The following is a 15813-nucleotide window of genomic DNA, read 5'->3' as shown; positions in this document are numbered from 1 at the left end:
ATGGCTAAGAGCAAGTTTGAACGTAACAAGCCGCACGTCAACATTGGCACGATTGGTCACGTTGACCATGGCAAGACGTCGTTGACGGCAGCGATTACGAAGTATTTTGGTGAGTACAAGGCGTACGACCAGATCGACGCAGCGCCGGAAGAAAAGGCGCGCGGCATCACGATCTCGACGGCGCACGTCGAGTACGAGACGGCCAACCGTCACTATGCCCACGTCGACTGCCCCGGCCACGCGGACTATGTGAAGAACATGATCACCGGCGCTGCGCAGATGGACGGCGCGATCCTCGTCGTTTCGGCTGCCGACGGCCCGATGCCGCAGACCCGCGAGCACATCCTCTTGGCCCGCCAGGTTGGCGTTCCGGCCATCGTCGTGTTCCTGAACAAGGTCGACCAGGTCGATGACGCCGAGCTGCTCGAGCTCGTCGAACTCGAAGTGCGCGAGCTTCTGTCGAAGTACGACTTCCCGGGCGACGACATTCCGATCGTCAAGGGTTCGGCGCTTGCCGCGCTTGAAGACAGCAACAAGGAAATCGGCGAAGACGCGGTTCGCGCGCTGATGGCGGAAGTCGACAAGTACATTCCGACGCCGGAGCGTCCGATCGACCAGCCGTTCCTGATGCCGATCGAAGACGTGTTCTCGATCTCGGGCCGCGGCACGGTTGTGACGGGTCGCGTCGAGCGCGGTATCGTCAAGGTTGGCGAGGAAGTCGAGATCATCGGCATCCGTCCGACCTCGAAGACGACGGTGACGGGCGTTGAAATGTTCCGCAAGCTGCTCGACCAGGGCCAGGCCGGCGACAACATCGGTGCACTGATCCGCGGCGTTGGCCGTGAGGACGTCGAGCGCGGCCAGATTCTGGCCAAGCCCGGCTCCGTGAAGCCGCACACCAAGTTCAAGGCGGAAGCCTATATCCTGACCAAGGACGAAGGTGGCCGTCATACGCCGTTCTTCTCCAACTACCGTCCGCAGTTCTACTTCCGCACGACCGACGTGACGGGTGTTGTGACGCTACCGGAAGGCACGGAAATGGTCATGCCCGGCGACAACATCGCAGTCGATGTGACGCTGATCGTGCCGATCGCCATGGAAGAGAAGCTCCGCTTCGCTATCCGTGAAGGCGGCCGCACCGTTGGTGCCGGGATTGTTTCTTCGATTATCGAGTAAAATTAAGGTTTTATGCAGAGGCGCCTGTTACATGGCGTCTCCGCTAAACAAGGAAAAGATGAAATGAACGGTCAAAACATCCGCATTCGCCTCAAGGCGTTTGATCATCGGATCCTTGACGATTCGACGCGGGAAATCGTGTCGACTGCCAAGCGTACCGGTGCCAACGTGCGCGGACCGATCCCGCTTCCTACACGGATCGAGAAGTTCACTGTTAACCGGTCGCCGCACATCGACAAGAAGAGCCGCGAACAGTTCGAGATGCGCACTCATAAGCGTCTTCTCGATATCGTAGACCCAACGCCACAGACCGTAGACGCGCTGATGAAGCTCGATCTCTCCGCTGGTGTTGATGTCGAGATCAAGCTGTAAGGCTTGAGGACGGAAGGACGAACCGATGCGTTCAGGTGTAATTGCACAGAAGCTGGGCATGACTCGCGTCTATAACGACGCAGGTGAGCATGTGCCGGTGACAGTACTCCGGATGGAGAATTGTCAGGTTGTGGCTCAGCGTACAGTCGAGAAGAATGGCTACACGGCCGTTCAGCTCGGTGTTGGTCTGGCCAAGGTTAAGAATACGACGAAGGGCCTGCGCGGCCATTTCGCGACTGCCTCGGTCGAGCCGAAGGCCAAGGTCGCGGAGTTCCGCGTCTCTGCCGATAATCTTCTTGATGTCGGCGTCGAGATCACTGCGGAGCATTACGTCGCCGGCCAGAAGGTCGACGTGACCGGTACTTCGATCGGCAAGGGTTTTGCCGGTTCGATGAAGCGGCACAACTTCGGCGGTCACCGCGCTTCGCATGGTAACTCCGTTACCCACCGCGCACACGGTTCAACTGGTCAGCGCCAGGATCCGGGCAAGGTGTTCAAGGGCAAGAAGATGGCCGGTCACATGGGTCAGACCCGCGTGACGACGCAGAATATCGAAGTCGTTTCGACCGATCTCGATCGCGGGCTCATTCTGGTTCGTGGTGCGGTTCCGGGTTCGAAGGGTGCTTGGATCCTGGTACGCGATGCCGTCAAGGTAGCGCTGCCGGACAACGCTCCGAAGCCGGCTGGTCTCCGCCAGGCAGCAAACGCGACAGCCGCTGTGTCTGATGCAGAAGTGGCGCAGACAACTGAGGGAGCCGAATAATGGACCTTTCGATTACAACACTTGAAGGCAAGGAAGCCGGCAAGGTGGAACTCTCCGAGGAGATTTTCGGCCTTGAACCGCGCGACGACATCCTTCAGCGCATGGTCCGTTACCAGCTCGCCAAGAAGCAGCAGGGAACGCACAAGGCAAAGGGCCGTTCGGAAATCGCACGGACCGGCGCCAAGATGTACAAGCAGAAGGGTACGGGCCGCGCCCGTCACCATTCGGCACGTGCACCGCAGTTCCGCGGCGGCGGCAAGGCTCATGGTCCGGTTGTTCACAGCCACGAACATGCGCTGCCGAAGAAGGTCCGCGCCCTTGCGCTTCGTCATGCCCTGTCTGCCAAGGTCAAGGCTTCCGACCTGATCATCGTCGATGACCTGGCCGCAGCCGAAGGCAAGACCAAGGTTCTTGTTTCGCAGTTCGCCAAGCTTGGCCTCGAAAATGCGCTTCTCATCGGCGGTGCCGAGATCGATGCGAATTTCCGTCGCGCTGCTTCGAACATTCCGAACATCGACGTCCTGCCGATCCAGGGCATCAATGTTTACGACATCCTGCGCCGCGGCAAGCTCGTGCTTTCCAAGGCAGCGGTTGAAGCTCTCGAGGAGCGTTTCAAATGACTGATCTTCGCCATTACGACGTGATCGTCAGCCCGGTCATCACAGAGAAGTCGACCCTGGTTTCTGAAAACAACCAGGTCGTCTTCAACGTAGCCCGCAAGGCAACGAAGCCGGAAATCAAGGCCGCAGTCGAAGCGCTGTTCCGCGTGAAGGTCACTGCAGTCAATACAGCTGTGCGCAAAGGCAAGGTGAAGCGGTTCCGCGGCATCGTCGGGCGCCAGAGTGATGTCAAGAAAGCAGTCGTGACGCTCGCCGAAGGGCAGTCGATCGATGTTTCGACTGGTCTCTGAGGGGCCGTGGAGTAAAGACAATGGCACTCAAGAATTATAATCCAACCACACCAAGCCAGCGTCAGCTGGTGATCGTGGACCGTTCGGAGCTCTACAAGGGCAAGCCTGTGAAGGCTCTGACCGAAGGTCTCGTATCGAAGGGTGGTCGCAACAACACGGGTCGCGTCACTGCACGCTACCAGGGTGGCGGGCACAAGCGCACCTATCGCTTCGTCGACTTCAAGCGTCGCAAGCATGACGTCGCTGCCAAGGTTGAACGGCTTGAATACGATCCGAACCGGACCGCATTCATCGCGCTCATCCGCTACGAAGATGGCGAGCTGAGCTACATCCTGGCGCCGCAGCGCCTAACCGTTGGCGACAGCGTCATCGCCGGTGCACAGACCGACGTCAAGCCGGGCAATGCAATGCCCCTGTCGGCAATCCCGGTCGGCACCATCATCCACAATGTGGAGATGAAGCCGGGCAAGGGTGGCCAGATCGCCCGTTCGGCTGGCACCTATGCACAGCTCGTCGGCCGCGACCAGGGCATGGCGATCCTTCGCCTGAACTCGGGTGAACAGCGCCTCGTTCACGGCTCGTGCTTTGCAACGGTCGGTGCGGTTTCGAACCCGGACCATGGCAATATCAGCCTCGGCAAGGCAGGTCGCAGCCGCTGGCTGGGCAAGCGCCCGCACGTTCGCGGCGTCGCCATGAACCCTGTCGATCACCCGCACGGTGGTGGTGAAGGTCGTACGTCCGGTGGTCGTCATCCGGTTTCTCCGTGGGGCAAGCCCACGAAGGGCAAGAAGACGCGCTCCAACAAGTCGACGGACAAGTTCATCGCTCGTTCGCGTCATCAGCGCAAGAAGTAAGAGAGGTAGTCTGAAATGGCTCGTTCAGTTTGGAAAGGCCCGTTCATCGATGGCTATCTTCTCAAGAAGGCTGAGAAGGTACGTGAGGGCGGTCGCAGCGAAGTTATCAAGATCTGGAGCCGTCGCTCCACGATCCTGCCGCAGTTCGTCGGTCTGACGTTCGGCGTCTACAACGGTAACAAGCATGTTCCCGTTTCGGTCAACGAAGAGATGATCGGACACAAGTTTGGTGAATTCGCTCCGACGCGGACCTATTACGGTCACGGCGCGGACAAGAAGGCGAAGAGGAAATAACGATGGGCAAGGCTAAGGCTCCGCGCCAGCTTAAGGACAACGAGGCGAAAGCCGTTGCCCGCACGCTCCGCATCAGCCCTCAGAAGCTTAATCTGGTGGCTGCAATGATCCGCGGCAAGAAGGTCAACGCCGCTCTTGCCGATCTGGAATTTTCGCGCAAGCGGATTGCAGGCACGGTGAAAAAGACTCTCGAATCGGCTATCGCCAACGCGGAAAACAACCATGACCTGGATGTTGATGCTCTGGTTGTTGCCGAAGCCTATGTAGGCAAGTCAATCGTGATGAAGCGCTTCCATGTTCGTGGTCGCGGTCGTGCAAGCCGGATCGAGAAGCCGTTCTCGCATCTGACGATCGTCGTTCGCGAAGCACAGGAAAAAGGGGAGGCCGCATAATGGGCCAGAAGATTAATCCGGTTGGCTTCCGCCTCGGTATCAATCGGACCTGGGATTCGCGTTGGTATGCGAATACGGGTGAATACGGCAAGCTGCTGCATGAAGACCTGAAGATCCGCAAGTATCTGATGGACGAACTGAAGCAGGCTGCGATCTCCAAGGTTGTGATCGAGCGTCCGCACAAGAAGTGCCGCGTAACGATCCATGCCGCCCGTCCGGGCCTGATCATCGGCAAGAAGGGCGCCGATATCGAGAAGCTGCGTCGCAAGCTGTCAGAAATGACCAATGCCGATGCCGCGCTCAATATCGTCGAAGTCCGCAAGCCGGAGACTGACGCAACGCTCGTTGCCCAGTCGATCGCTCAGCAGCTCGAGCGCCGCGTTGCATTCCGCCGTGCCATGAAGCGCGCCGTTCAGTCGGCCATGCGTCTTGGTGCTGAAGGCATTCGTATCAATTGCTCGGGTCGCCTCGGCGGCGCGGAAATTGCGCGTATGGAATGGTATCGTGAAGGCCGCGTGCCTTTGCACACCCTTCGTGCCGATATCGATTACGGAACTGCTGAAGCTCACACTGCTTATGGCATTTGCGGCGTCAAGGTCTGGGTCTTCAAGGGCGAAATCCTTGAGCACGATCCCATGGCTTCCGAGCGCCGTGCTGTCGAGGGTGATAGCCATCAGGGTTCGAACCGTCGCCGCGAAAACGCTTAATTAGCGTCTTTCCGGATCGTGAATTTTGGAGTAGAGAACAATGCTGCAGCCTAAGCGCACAAAGTTCCGCAAGCAGTTCAAGGGCCGTATCCACGGCGCGTCGAAGGGCGGTACGGATCTTAATTTTGGTGCTTTCGGCCTGAAGGCCCTCGAGCCGAACCGCGTTACGGCGCGTGAGATCGAAGCCGCTCGCCGTGCAATTACCCGTCACATGAAGCGTGCCGGTCGTGTTTGGATCCGGGTATTCCCGGATGTTCCGGTCACATCGAAGCCTACCGAAGTCCGTATGGGTAAGGGCAAGGGTTCGGTCGATTATTGGGCAGCCCGCGTCGCACCAGGCCGCGTCATGTTCGAGCTCGACGGCGTTTCGGAAGAGCTTGCCCGTGAGGCACTGCGTCTCGGCGCGGCCAAGCTTTCGGTCAAGACGCGCTTTATTCAGCGCATCGCAGAATAAGGGGTGGATGTTATGAAATCCGCAGAAGTCCGGGCGATGAGCCTCGATCAGTTGAATGAAGAATTGGGTTCCCTGAAGAAAGAGCAGTTCAACCTGCGCTTCCAGAAGGCAACCGGCCAGTTGGAAAAAACCGCTCGCGTCCGGCAGATCCGCCGTGATATTGCGCGCATCAAGACTGTCGCCCGCCAGAAAGCGGTCGAGAGCAAGGCTTAAGGAAGAAAACCATGCCTAAACGCATTCTGCAGGGCGTTGTCGTGAGCGACAAAAACGACAAGACCGTTGTGGTCAAGGTCGAGCGGCGCTATTCGCACCCGCTCCTCCAGAAGACTGTGCGCCAGTCGAAGAAGTACAAGGCGCATGACGAGAATAACCAGTTCAAGGTCGGCGACGCGGTTTCCATCGAGGAATCCAAGCCGATTTCGAAAGACAAGCGTTGGGTTGTCGTAACGGACGCCCCGGCGAGCTAATTATCTGTATGTAAGTACGCAACAATCGCGAGGGGCAAGGAAAGCCCAGTCCGGTTGAACAAGAAGAAGGCGGCTAGTCATGATTCAGATGCAAACAAACCTCGACGTGGCGGATAATTCCGGCGCACGTCGTGTCATGTGCATCAAGGTGCTGGGCGGTTCGAAGCGGAAATATGCTTCGGTCGGCGACATCATTGTCGTATCGATCAAGGAAGCAATTCCGCGCGGCCGCGTTAAAAAAGGTGACGTGATGAAGGCAGTGGTTGTTCGCACTGCCAAGGACATCCGCCGCCCGGACGGTAGCGTTATTCGTTTCGACAAGAACGCAGCCGTTTTGATCGACAACAAGAAAGAGCCTATCGGCACACGTATCTTCGGACCGGTTCCGCGCGAACTTCGCGCAAAAAGCCACATGAAGATCATCTCGCTGGCTCCAGAAGTTTTGTAAGGAGCAGACGATGCAGAAGATCCGTAAAGGCGACCGCGTTGTCGTTCTGGCTGGTAAGGACAAGGGCCGTACCGGCGAAGTAATCAAAGTTTTGCCGAAGGATGAGCAGGCGCTCGTTCGCGGCGTCAATGTTGTCAAGCGTCACCAGAAGCAGACACAGAACCAGGAAGCCGGCATCATTTCGAAAGAAGCGCCGCTCCATCTGTCGAACCTCGCGATCGCCGACCCCAAGGATGGAAAGCCGACCCGTGTTGGCTTCAAGGTCCTCGAAGACGGCAAGAAGGTACGTGTAGCAAAGCGTTCAGGAGATCTGATCGATGGCTGATGCAAAAATCGAACCCCGCTTGAAGAAGCAGTACCAGGATGTGGTACGCAAGGCTCTTCTCGAGCAGTTCAAATATGACAACGAGATGCAGATCCCGCGCATCACCAAGGTTGTTCTCAACATGGGCGTTGGTGAAGCTACTGCTGACTCCAAGAAGCCAACTGTCGCAGCTGAAGATCTGGCATTGATTGCCGGTCAGAAGCCGGTTATTACGCGTGCGCGCAATTCGATCGCTACCTTCAAGGTTCGTGAGAATATGCCGATCGGAACGAAGGTCACTCTTCGTAAAGAGCGCATGTATGAATTCCTGGATCGCCTGATCACGATCGCGCTGCCGCGCGTTCGAGATTTCCGCGGTCTGAATCCAAAGAGCTTTGACGGTCGTGGCAATTTCGCCATGGGCATCAAGGAGCACATTGTGTTCCCGGAAATCAACTACGACAAGGTTGATCAGATCTGGGGCATGGACATCATCGTTTGTACGACTGCAAAGACGGATGATGAAGCACGCGCATTGCTGCGCGCCTTCAACTTCCCCTTCCGGCAGTAACGGCAAGCGTAGCGAGGTATTAGAAATGGCTAAGACGAGCGCAGTCGAAAAGAACAAGCGCCGTGGTCTTCTGGTGAAGCGTTTCGCTGCAAAGCGCGCGCGCCTGAAGGCTATCGTGATGAACCAGTCGCTGCCGCTGGATGAGCGCTTCCGCGCCACCATTCAGCTGGCAGAACTGCCACGCAATTCCACCAAGGTCCGCATCCGCAATCGTTGCGAAGTTTCGGGCCGTCCGCGCGGTTACTACCGCAAGCTTAAAATGTCGCGTATCGCATTGCGCCAGCTGGGTTCGTCCGGCCAGGTGCCCGGCGTCGTGAAGTCGAGCTGGTAAGGGAGCAAACAGATGTCTGTAAATGATCCTCTCGGCGATATGCTGACGCGCATCCGTAACGCGACGATGCGCAAGAAGGGCAAGGTTTCGACCCCTGCCTCCAAGCTTCGCGCCCGCGTTCTGGATGTTCTTCAGTCCGAAGGCTATATCCGCGGATACAGCCAGGTTGATTTCGAAAACGGCAAGTCCGAGATCGAAATCGAGCTGAAGTATTTTGAGAACGTACCGGTAATTCGCGAGATTACCCGTATTTCGAAGCCCGGCCGTCGCGTTTACGTTTCGGTCAAGTCGATCCCGCAGGTTGCAAACGGCCTTGGTATTTCGATCCTGTCGACGCCGAAGGGCGTGATGGCGGATCACGAGGCACGTGAACAGAATGTTGGTGGCGAGTTGCTCTGCCGCATATTCTAATGCGTGGGCTGTAAACAGGAAGAAACGGACAGGTTGAAAAATGTCTCGTATCGGTAAAAAACCCGTGGCAGTCCCGCAGGGCGTAACAGCCAGCGTAGACGGCCAGACCATCAAGGCCAAGGGCCCGAAGGGGGAACTCTCCTTCGTCGCCAATGACGACATTGTGGTCAAGTTTGAGGATGGCGCGGTAAGCGTCAATCCTCGTGACAATACGAAGCTCGCACGCTCGAAGTGGGGCATGAGCCGCACGATGGTCGTCAACATCTTCACGGGTGTTAAGGACGGCTTCGAAAAGCGTCTCGAGATCAGCGGCGTCGGCTATCGTGCGGCAATGCAGGGCAAGAACCTGCAGCTGTCGCTCGGCTTCAGTCATGAAGTGGTCTACGAAGTGCCAGCCGGCATCACTGTTGCCGTACCGAAGCCGACGGAAATCGTCGTGACCGGTATCGACAAGCAGCAGGTCGGCCAGGTCGCTGCCGAGATCCGCGAATATCGTGGTCCGGAACCCTACAAGGGCAAGGGCGTCAAGTACGCGGGCGAGAAGATCGTTCGCAAAGAAGGCAAGAAGAAGTAAGGAATTCGTGTCATGGCATCGCCGAAAGAAATCATTCAGCGTCGCGCTGCGCGTGTTCGCCGCCAGCTCAAGGCGGTTGCCGGTGACCGTCCGCGGCTCAGCGTCCACCGTTCTTCAAAGAATATCTATGCGCAGGTCATCGACGACGCGCGTGGACATACGATTGCATCCGCATCTACCCTCGAAGCTGACCTCAAGGGCAAGCTGAAGACCGGTGCAGATTCGGATGCAGCAGCCCTCATCGGCAAGCTCGTCGCCGAGCGCGCTGTCAAGGCTGGCATCAAGGAAGTTGTCTTCGACCGTGGCGCCTATATTTACCACGGCCGCGTGAAGGCGCTTGCCGAAGCTGCTCGCGAAGCTGGCCTTAGCTTCTAAGGTCAGACTTTAAAAAACCATTCGTGCTACCGGAAAAGAAAAAGGAATTAGGAGCATGGCACAGGAAAAGAGAAGCCGCGAAGATCGCGGCCGCAACGAAGAGCGCGATAGCGAATTCGTTGACAAGCTGGTCCATATCAACCGTGTTGCCAAGGTCGTCAAGGGCGGCCGGCGTTTCGGTTTTGCTGCTCTCGTCGTCGTTGGCGACCAGAAGGGCCGCGTAGGCTTCGGTCATGGCAAGGCACGCGAAGTGCCGGAAGCCATCCGCAAGGCAACCGAGTCCGCCAAGCGTGAGATGATCTTCGTACCGCTTCGTTCGGGCCGTACGCTGCATCACGACGTCGAAGGCCGTCATGGCGCCGGCAAGGTTCTGCTGCGTGCAGCAACGGCAGGTACCGGCATCATCGCCGGTGGTCCGATGCGCGCCGTCTTCGAAACGCTCGGCGTTCAGGACGTTGTCGCCAAGTCTCTCGGTTCGTCGAACCCCTACAACATGGTTCGCGCGACGTTTGATGCCCTCAAGCATCAGATGCATCCGAAGGACATCGCTGCACAGCGCGGTATCAAGTATTCGACACTGCAGGCTCGCCGCCGCGACGTGGTCGGTTCGGAAGAATAGGCCAGGAACTGGCGCAGCGGGGCAGGGGCCGTTGGCTCCGCCCACTGTAGACAAAGGACAAAGTCATGGTTGAGAAAAAGAAGGGTAAGACGGTTACGGTCGAACAGATCGGTAGCCCTATCCGCCGTCCGGTTGAACAGCGCGCAACGCTCGTCGGCCTGGGCCTCAATAAGATGCATCGCCGCAGCACGCTTGAAGATACGCCTTCGGTGCGTGGCATGATTGCCAAGGTTCAACATCTCGTCCGCGTCGTGGACGAGGCTTGATACCGGAGATATTCAGATGAAACTCAATGAACTGAGTGAAAACACAGGCGCCACCAAGGCTCGCAAGCGCGTTGGCCGCGGTATCGGCTCCGGTTCCGGCAAGACTGCCGGTCGCGGTGTGAAGGGTCAGAAGTCGCGTTCGGGCGTTGCCATCAACGGTTTCGAAGGCGGCCAGATGCCAATCTATCGCCGCTTGCCGAAGCGCGGTTTCACCAACATCTTCGCCAAGAGCTTCAACGTCGTTTCGGTCGGTCGTATCCAGGCTGCCATCGATGCCAAGAAGCTCGATGCGAAGGCGTCGATCACCCTCGAAGCCCTCAAGGCTGCCGGTGTCATCCGCCGCGCCAAGGATGGCGTTCGCCTTCTGGCCGATGGTGACATCAAGACGGCGGTCACGCTCGAAGTGGCCGGCGCCTCCAAGGCTGCGATCGAAAAGATCGAAAAGGCCGGCGGTACCGTCAAGCTTCCGGCAGCCCCTGCTGTTGCAGAATAAAATCTGACTATTCGAGCGGCGATCTCCCTGATCGCCGCTTGTACCTTTTATCAAGGGCACATATCTGGGTAGAGCCGCCGATTCCCGTTCGGGTGGCGAGGCCCCGTCGGGCACAGACCGGAGACTATAATGGCTTCAGCCGCAGAACAGCTCGCGTCAAATCTTAATTTCTCTGCTTTCTCGAAGGCTGAAGAGCTCAAGAAGCGCATTTGGTTTACTCTTGGCGCATTGCTGGTCTACCGTCTCGGTACCTACATTCCGCTGCCGGGCATCAATCTTGCCGCTTACGCACAGGCATTCAATCACCAGGCACAGGGCATCCTCGGGATGTTCAACATGTTCGCCGGTGGTGCCGTCGCCCGTATGGCGATCTTTGCGCTCGGCATCATGCCTTATATTTCCGCCTCGATCATCGTGCAGCTGATGACGTCGGTCGTACCGGCGCTGGAGCAGCTGAAGAAGGATGGCGAGCAGGGCCGCAAGGTCATCAACCAGTATACCCGCTACGGCACGGTGCTGCTCGCAACGGTCCAGGCCTATGCGATCGCAGTCGGCCTGCAGGGCAGCCAGGGAATTGTGACCAATCCGGGTCCGTTCTTCCTGTTCTCGACCGTCATCACGCTCGTCGGCGGCACCATGTTCCTGATGTGGCTGGGCGAACAGATCACTGCCCGCGGCATCGGTAACGGCATTTCGCTGATCATTTTCTCGGGCATCGTCGCCAACCTGCCGCAGGCAATCTCCGGAACGCTGGAACTCGGCCGTACCGGCGCTCTGTCGACCACGGTTATCCTTGCGATCATCGTCCTGACGATTGCCGTCATCGGCATCATCGTCTTCGTCGAGCGCGCACAGCGCCGCCTGCTGATCCAGTATCCGAAGCGCCAGGTCGGCAACCGCATGTTCCAGGGCGACACGTCGCATCTGCCGCTGAAGCTGAATACGGCCGGCGTCATTCCGCCGATCTTTGCCTCGTCGCTGCTGCTTCTGCCTGCAACGATCGCCGGCTTCGCGCAGAGCCACAATCTGCCGGCATGGGCAACGACGGTGCTGTCGTCGCTCGGCCATGGCCAGCCGATGTACATGGCGCTCTATGCAGCGATGATCGTGTTCTTTGCCTTCTTCTATACGGCGCTCGTCTTCAATCCGAAGGACACCGCCGACCAGTTGAAGAAGCATTCCGGTTTCATTCCCGGCATTCGCCCCGGCGAGCGTACGGCTGAATACATCGATTACGTCCTGACGCGTATTACAGTTCTTGGCGCTATCTATCTTGTCATCATCTGCATGCTGCCAGAATTCCTGATTTCGTGGGCGGGTGTTCCTTTCTATCTCGGCGGTACGTCGCTGTTGATTGTCGTGAGCGTGACGCTCGATACGGTTGCACAGATCCAGGGTCACCTGATTGCGCATCAGTATGAAGGGCTGATCAAGAAGTCGAAGCTCCGTGGGGGGAAACGCAACAGATGAGATTAATACTTCTCGGACCACCGGGGGCAGGTAAGGGAACTCAGTCTCAGCGCTTGGTAGAAAAACTAGGGATTCCACAGCTCTCGACGGGCGACATGCTGCGCGAGGCGGTGAAAGCCGGAACGGAAGTTGGCCTGAAGGCCAAAGCGGTGATGGATGCCGGGAACCTCGTTTCCGACGAGATCGTCAATGCGATCGTCTCCGAACGCATCGACCAGCCGGATGCGGTCAAGGGGTTCATCCTCGACGGCTATCCGCGCACGCTGGTACAGGCGGATGCGGTTGAGGACATGCTTGCGGCCAAGGGGCTCGAGCTGGACTGCGTGATCGAGCTTGAAGTGGACGACAATGTTCTCGTCGAGCGTATTTCCGGAAGATACTCCTGCGCCAAGTGCGGGACCGGATATCACGACACCAACAAGAAGCCGCATGTTGCCGGCGTCTGCGACAAGTGCGGATCGACCGAGTTCAAGCGCCGGCCGGACGACAATGCCGAGACGGTGCGCACGCGCCTCGAAGCATACTACAAGCAGACCTCGCCATTGATTGGCTACTACTATGCTAAGGGCAAGTTGAAGAAGGTCGATGGCATGGCCGACATGGAAGATGTCACCGCGTCTATCGAAAAAATTCTGTCGGATTTATAGATCTGACATAATTTCATCGAAGGAGTTGACTTTTTGCGGCGATTCCTTCAAGTACGGCGCAAATTCGCTTGGATATGAAGCGGTCGGCGCCGATCCGGTAAAGCAGGTTCGGGGCTGATCGTTTATGTTTGTCCCGGATATAAGTTTTCATCCCGCCATCTGGCTGCCGTGTTGGCACTCCAGCTCTGCCGGTCAACAAGGAGAATAGACGTGGCACGTATCGCTGGCGTCAACATCCCGACGAACAAGCGCGTTGTAATTGCGCTTCAGTACATTCACGGGATTGGTCAAAAGTTTGCGCAGGAAATCGTCGAGAAGGTCGGCATTCCTGCAGAGCGTCGCGTCAACCAGTTGACCGATGCGGAAGTTTTGCAGATTCGCGAAACGATCGACCGCGATTACCAGGTTGAAGGTGATCTGCGTCGTGAAGTTTCGATGAACATCAAGCGTCTGATGGATTTGGGCTGCTACCGCGGTCTGCGTCATCGCCGCTCGCTGCCGGTTCGTGGCCAGCGCACGCATACCAATGCGCGTACCCGCAAGGGTCCTGCCAAGGCAATCGCCGGCAAGAAGAAGTAAGTTCATGCCGGCGCGATCGCTCGCGCCGGCTCTGCCATTGGCAGATGCAGTGCTGGTTTCGCACTTTAACTGAAACCACGGTGGAGCCTCTGGAAATACGGAGGCGTCGAGATCAACTGAAAGGACTACCATGGCCAAGGAAGCCACGCGCGTTCGCCGTCGCGAGCGCAAGAATATTTCGTCGGGCGTTGCCCACGTCAATTCGACATTCAACAATACGATGATCACCATCACGGACGCACAGGGCAATGCGATTGCCTGGTCTTCCGCAGGTGCGCAGGGTTTCAAGGGTTCGCGCAAGTCGACCCCCTTCGCTGCACAGATGGCCGCTGAAGATTGTGCCAAGAAGGCACAGGAACATGGCATGCGTTCGCTCGAAGTCGAGGTCTGCGGACCTGGTTCCGGCCGTGAATCGGCTCTGCGCGCGCTCCAGGCTGCTGGTTTCACGATTACGTCGATCCGCGACGTAACGCCGATCCCGCACAATGGCTGCCGTCCGCGCAAGCGTCGCCGCGTCTAATCTTCGCGACAGGATTTTGACCGCATGAGCTGGGTTTCCAGCTCCTCTGCGGTTTCCACGCCTCAATGCCACGATTGGATGGTGGTAAAGGCAAGGATAGGGAAAAGCTAAATGATCCAGAAGAACTGGCAAGAACTTATCAAGCCGAACAAGGTCGAGTTTCAGACCTCCGGCTCGAAGACCAAGGCAACGGTCGTCGCCGAACCGCTCGAGCGCGGTTATGGCCTGACGCTCGGCAATGCCCTGCGCCGCGTGCTTTTGTCCTCGCTGCGCGGCGCTGCCGTGACGGCGGTACAGATCGACGGCGTTCTGCATGAATTCTCGTCGATTCCCGGCGTTCGCGAGGATGTCACGGATATCGTCCTCAACATCAAGGAAATCGCAATCCACATGGAGAGCGATGGTCCGAAGCGCATGGTCGTGCGCAAGGAAGGTCCGGGCGTCGTTACGGCTGGTGACATCCAGACCGTTGGCGACATCGAGATCCTCAACCCGGAACACGTCATCTGCACGCTCGACGAGGGCGCTGAAATCCGCATGGAATTCACCGTCAACACCGGCAAGGGTTACGTGCCTGCCGACCGTAACCGCGCTGAAGACGCGCCGATCGGGCTCATCCCAGTCGACAGCCTCTATTCGCCGGTACGCAAGGTTTCGTACAAGATCGAGAACACCCGTGAAGGTCAGGTTCTCGACTATGACAAGCTGATCCTTTCGATCGAAACCGATGGCTCGATCTCCGGTGAAGATGCGGTTGCCTATGCAGCGCGCATCCTGCAGGACCAGCTTGCGATCTTCGTCAACTTCGACGAGCCGCAGAAGGAAGTTCAGCAGGAACAGGTCACTGAACTTGCGTTCAATCCGGCCCTTCTCAAGAAGGTCGATGAACTCGAGCTTTCGGTCCGTTCGGCAAACTGCCTCAAGAATGATAACATCGTCTACATTGGCGATCTCATTCAGAAGACAGAAGCAGAAATGCTGCGCACCCCGAACTTCGGCCGCAAGTCGCTGAACGAAATCAAGGAAGTTCTGGCTTCCATGGGTCTCCATCTTGGCATGGAAGTACCGTCGTGGCCGCCGGAAAACATCGAAGATCTCGCGAAGCGCTACGAAGACCAGTATTAAGAACCCGGGCAGATCGCCCGACAGTCTAAAGCCCGGGCAGTGAGCCCGAACAAAGAAACTAAGGAGAAGGCTCATGCGCCACGGTAATTCAGGCCGCAAGCTTAACCGGACTGCCAGCCACCGCAAGGCGATGTTTGCCAATATGGCCGCATCGTTGATCGAGCATGAGCAGATCGTGACAACGCTGCCCAAGGCCAAGGAAATTCGTCCCATCGTTGAAAAGCTTGTCACGCTCGGCAAGCGCGGTGACCTGCACGCTCGTCGTCAGGCCATCTCGGCTATCCGCGATGCCAAGCTCGTTGCCAAGCTGTTCGATACGCTTGCACCGCGCTATGGCCAGCGCAACGGTGGTTACATCCGCATCATGAAGGCAGGCTTCCGCACCGGTGATAATGCACCGCTCGCAGTTGTCGAATTCGTCGATCGCGACACCAGCGCCAAGGGCTCCAAGGACCTGGCTCGCGTTGCTGCCGAGCAGGCCAACGAAGCCGAAGCGGCGTAAGCACACTGCTTGCTACCTAGCAGTTGATTTGGGGGCCTCGTGCCCCCTTTTCGCATTAAAGGTGCTGCCGAGCTAGGGCACCACGACCCGCTCCAAGACGGGCGTTGGAGTACAAAGGCTGGCGACGCTGGCGCTTGTCGGAAAGCCCTTTACAAGGTCCGGCTCGTCGTCAAACCTGCATCGTCGGAA

The 15813-nt window shown here is 57.8% G+C and carries 28 protein-coding genes; all 28 read left to right on the top strand.

Annotated features, from left to right (window positions below; genetic code table 11):
* Nucleotides 1-1176: elongation factor Tu (tuf, locus tag BM074_RS14990; protein WP_027231390.1), on the top strand; the 1176-nt coding region annotated here is incomplete at its 5' end.
* A 63-nt stretch (nt 1177-1239) separates the two neighbouring features.
* Nucleotides 1240-1548: a 30S ribosomal protein S10 gene (rpsJ, locus tag BM074_RS14985; protein WP_008124902.1), complete on the top strand. Its 309-nt coding sequence runs from the start codon at nt 1240-1242 to the stop codon at nt 1546-1548.
* 25 nt (nt 1549-1573) lie between these two features.
* Complete coding sequence (gene rplC, locus BM074_RS14980; RefSeq protein WP_027233161.1) at nt 1574-2311, top strand: 50S ribosomal protein L3; 738 nt, start codon at nt 1574-1576, stop codon at nt 2309-2311.
* On the top strand, nt 2311-2931 hold the full coding sequence (gene rplD, locus BM074_RS14975) for a 50S ribosomal protein L4 (RefSeq protein WP_091922988.1): 621 nt from the start codon (nt 2311-2313) through the stop codon (nt 2929-2931). Before rplC ends, rplD begins: the two co-directional genes overlap by 1 nt.
* A complete protein-coding gene (locus BM074_RS14970) occupies nt 2928-3221 on the top strand; it encodes a 50S ribosomal protein L23 (RefSeq protein ID WP_027233163.1) in 294 nt (97 codons plus the stop codon). The genes rplD and BM074_RS14970 overlap by 4 nt, the downstream gene beginning before the upstream one ends.
* Before the next feature lie 20 nt (nt 3222-3241).
* Complete coding sequence (gene rplB, locus BM074_RS14965; RefSeq protein WP_091922986.1) at nt 3242-4075, top strand: 50S ribosomal protein L2; 834 nt, start codon at nt 3242-3244, stop codon at nt 4073-4075.
* A 15-nt stretch (nt 4076-4090) separates the two neighbouring features.
* Complete coding sequence (rpsS, locus tag BM074_RS14960) at nt 4091-4369, top strand: 30S ribosomal protein S19 (protein ID WP_008124912.1); 279 nt, start codon at nt 4091-4093, stop codon at nt 4367-4369.
* A 2-nt stretch (nt 4370-4371) separates the two neighbouring features.
* Complete coding sequence (gene rplV, locus BM074_RS14955) at nt 4372-4761, top strand: 50S ribosomal protein L22 (protein ID WP_027233165.1); 390 nt, start codon at nt 4372-4374, stop codon at nt 4759-4761.
* Entirely contained in the window at nt 4761-5468 is a 708-nt protein-coding gene (gene rpsC / locus BM074_RS14950) for a 30S ribosomal protein S3 (protein ID WP_027233166.1), read from the top strand. The genes rplV and rpsC overlap by 1 nt, the downstream gene beginning before the upstream one ends.
* Nucleotides 5469-5508: 40 nt before the next feature.
* A complete protein-coding gene (rplP, locus tag BM074_RS14945) occupies nt 5509-5922 on the top strand; it encodes a 50S ribosomal protein L16 (protein ID WP_027233167.1) in 414 nt (137 codons plus the stop codon).
* 12 nt (nt 5923-5934) lie between these two features.
* Nucleotides 5935-6135 carry a 50S ribosomal protein L29 gene (rpmC, locus tag BM074_RS14940; protein ID WP_027233168.1) on the top strand — a complete coding sequence of 67 codons (201 nt, stop codon included), beginning with the start codon at nt 5935-5937 and terminating at the stop codon, nt 6133-6135.
* Nucleotides 6136-6146: 11 nt separating this feature from the next.
* Nucleotides 6147-6389: a 30S ribosomal protein S17 gene (rpsQ, locus tag BM074_RS14935; RefSeq protein WP_027233169.1), complete on the top strand. Its 243-nt coding sequence runs from the start codon at nt 6147-6149 to the stop codon at nt 6387-6389.
* 79 nt (nt 6390-6468) lie between these two features.
* On the top strand, nt 6469-6837 hold the full coding sequence (gene rplN / locus BM074_RS14930; RefSeq protein WP_027233170.1) for a 50S ribosomal protein L14: 369 nt from the start codon (nt 6469-6471) through the stop codon (nt 6835-6837).
* A gap of 10 nt (nt 6838-6847) precedes the next feature.
* Entirely contained in the window at nt 6848-7162 is a 315-nt protein-coding gene (rplX, locus tag BM074_RS14925) for a 50S ribosomal protein L24 (protein WP_027233171.1), read from the top strand.
* Nucleotides 7155-7712, top strand: coding sequence for a 50S ribosomal protein L5 (gene rplE / locus BM074_RS14920; protein WP_027233172.1), 558 nt, complete (start codon nt 7155-7157; stop codon nt 7710-7712). Before rplX ends, rplE begins: the two co-directional genes overlap by 8 nt.
* A gap of 25 nt (nt 7713-7737) precedes the next feature.
* Nucleotides 7738-8043: a 30S ribosomal protein S14 gene (gene rpsN, locus BM074_RS14915; RefSeq protein WP_027233173.1), complete on the top strand. Its 306-nt coding sequence runs from the start codon at nt 7738-7740 to the stop codon at nt 8041-8043.
* A gap of 12 nt (nt 8044-8055) precedes the next feature.
* The gene (rpsH, locus tag BM074_RS14910; RefSeq protein WP_027233174.1) at nt 8056-8454 is read left to right on the top strand and encodes a 30S ribosomal protein S8; all 399 of its coding nucleotides are present in this window, start codon (nt 8056-8058) and stop codon (nt 8452-8454) included.
* Nucleotides 8455-8494: 40 nt separating this feature from the next.
* Nucleotides 8495-9028: a 50S ribosomal protein L6 gene (gene rplF, locus BM074_RS14905; protein ID WP_027233175.1), complete on the top strand. Its 534-nt coding sequence runs from the start codon at nt 8495-8497 to the stop codon at nt 9026-9028.
* A 12-nt stretch (nt 9029-9040) separates the two neighbouring features.
* Nucleotides 9041-9403 carry a 50S ribosomal protein L18 gene (gene rplR, locus BM074_RS14900; protein ID WP_027233176.1) on the top strand — a complete coding sequence of 121 codons (363 nt, stop codon included), beginning with the start codon at nt 9041-9043 and terminating at the stop codon, nt 9401-9403.
* A gap of 55 nt (nt 9404-9458) precedes the next feature.
* Nucleotides 9459-10022, top strand: coding sequence for a 30S ribosomal protein S5 (rpsE, locus tag BM074_RS14895; protein WP_091922984.1), 564 nt, complete (start codon nt 9459-9461; stop codon nt 10020-10022).
* A gap of 65 nt (nt 10023-10087) precedes the next feature.
* Nucleotides 10088-10288: a 50S ribosomal protein L30 gene (gene rpmD / locus BM074_RS14890; protein ID WP_027233178.1), complete on the top strand. Its 201-nt coding sequence runs from the start codon at nt 10088-10090 to the stop codon at nt 10286-10288.
* A gap of 16 nt (nt 10289-10304) precedes the next feature.
* Nucleotides 10305-10781: a 50S ribosomal protein L15 gene (gene rplO / locus BM074_RS14885; RefSeq protein ID WP_091922982.1), complete on the top strand. Its 477-nt coding sequence runs from the start codon at nt 10305-10307 to the stop codon at nt 10779-10781.
* Between the two features lie 129 nt (nt 10782-10910).
* Nucleotides 10911-12251, top strand: a complete 1341-nt coding sequence (gene secY / locus BM074_RS14880) for a preprotein translocase subunit SecY (protein ID WP_027233180.1) — start codon at nt 10911-10913, stop codon at nt 12249-12251.
* A complete protein-coding gene (locus BM074_RS14875) occupies nt 12248-12898 on the top strand; it encodes an adenylate kinase (protein ID WP_091922980.1) in 651 nt (216 codons plus the stop codon). Before secY ends, BM074_RS14875 begins: the two co-directional genes overlap by 4 nt.
* 210 nt (nt 12899-13108) lie before the next feature.
* A complete protein-coding gene (gene rpsM, locus BM074_RS14870; protein ID WP_027233182.1) occupies nt 13109-13477 on the top strand; it encodes a 30S ribosomal protein S13 in 369 nt (122 codons plus the stop codon).
* Between the two features lie 130 nt (nt 13478-13607).
* Nucleotides 13608-13997, top strand: a complete 390-nt coding sequence (gene rpsK / locus BM074_RS14865; RefSeq protein ID WP_008124952.1) for a 30S ribosomal protein S11 — start codon at nt 13608-13610, stop codon at nt 13995-13997.
* Between the two features lie 111 nt (nt 13998-14108).
* On the top strand, nt 14109-15122 hold the full coding sequence (locus BM074_RS14860; protein ID WP_027233183.1) for a DNA-directed RNA polymerase subunit alpha: 1014 nt from the start codon (nt 14109-14111) through the stop codon (nt 15120-15122).
* Nucleotides 15123-15195: 73 nt separating this feature from the next.
* Nucleotides 15196-15624, top strand: a complete 429-nt coding sequence (gene rplQ, locus BM074_RS14855; protein ID WP_027233184.1) for a 50S ribosomal protein L17 — start codon at nt 15196-15198, stop codon at nt 15622-15624.
* Nucleotides 15625-15813 lie beyond the last annotated feature (189 nt).

It is taken from the genome of Phyllobacterium sp. CL33Tsu, from assembly GCF_900113985.1.
GTDB classification, from domain to species: Bacteria; Pseudomonadota; Alphaproteobacteria; order Rhizobiales; family Rhizobiaceae; genus Phyllobacterium; species Phyllobacterium pellucidum.
The sequence above is the reverse complement of the archived record's forward strand: the minus strand, read 5'-3'. Positions and strand labels throughout refer to the sequence as shown.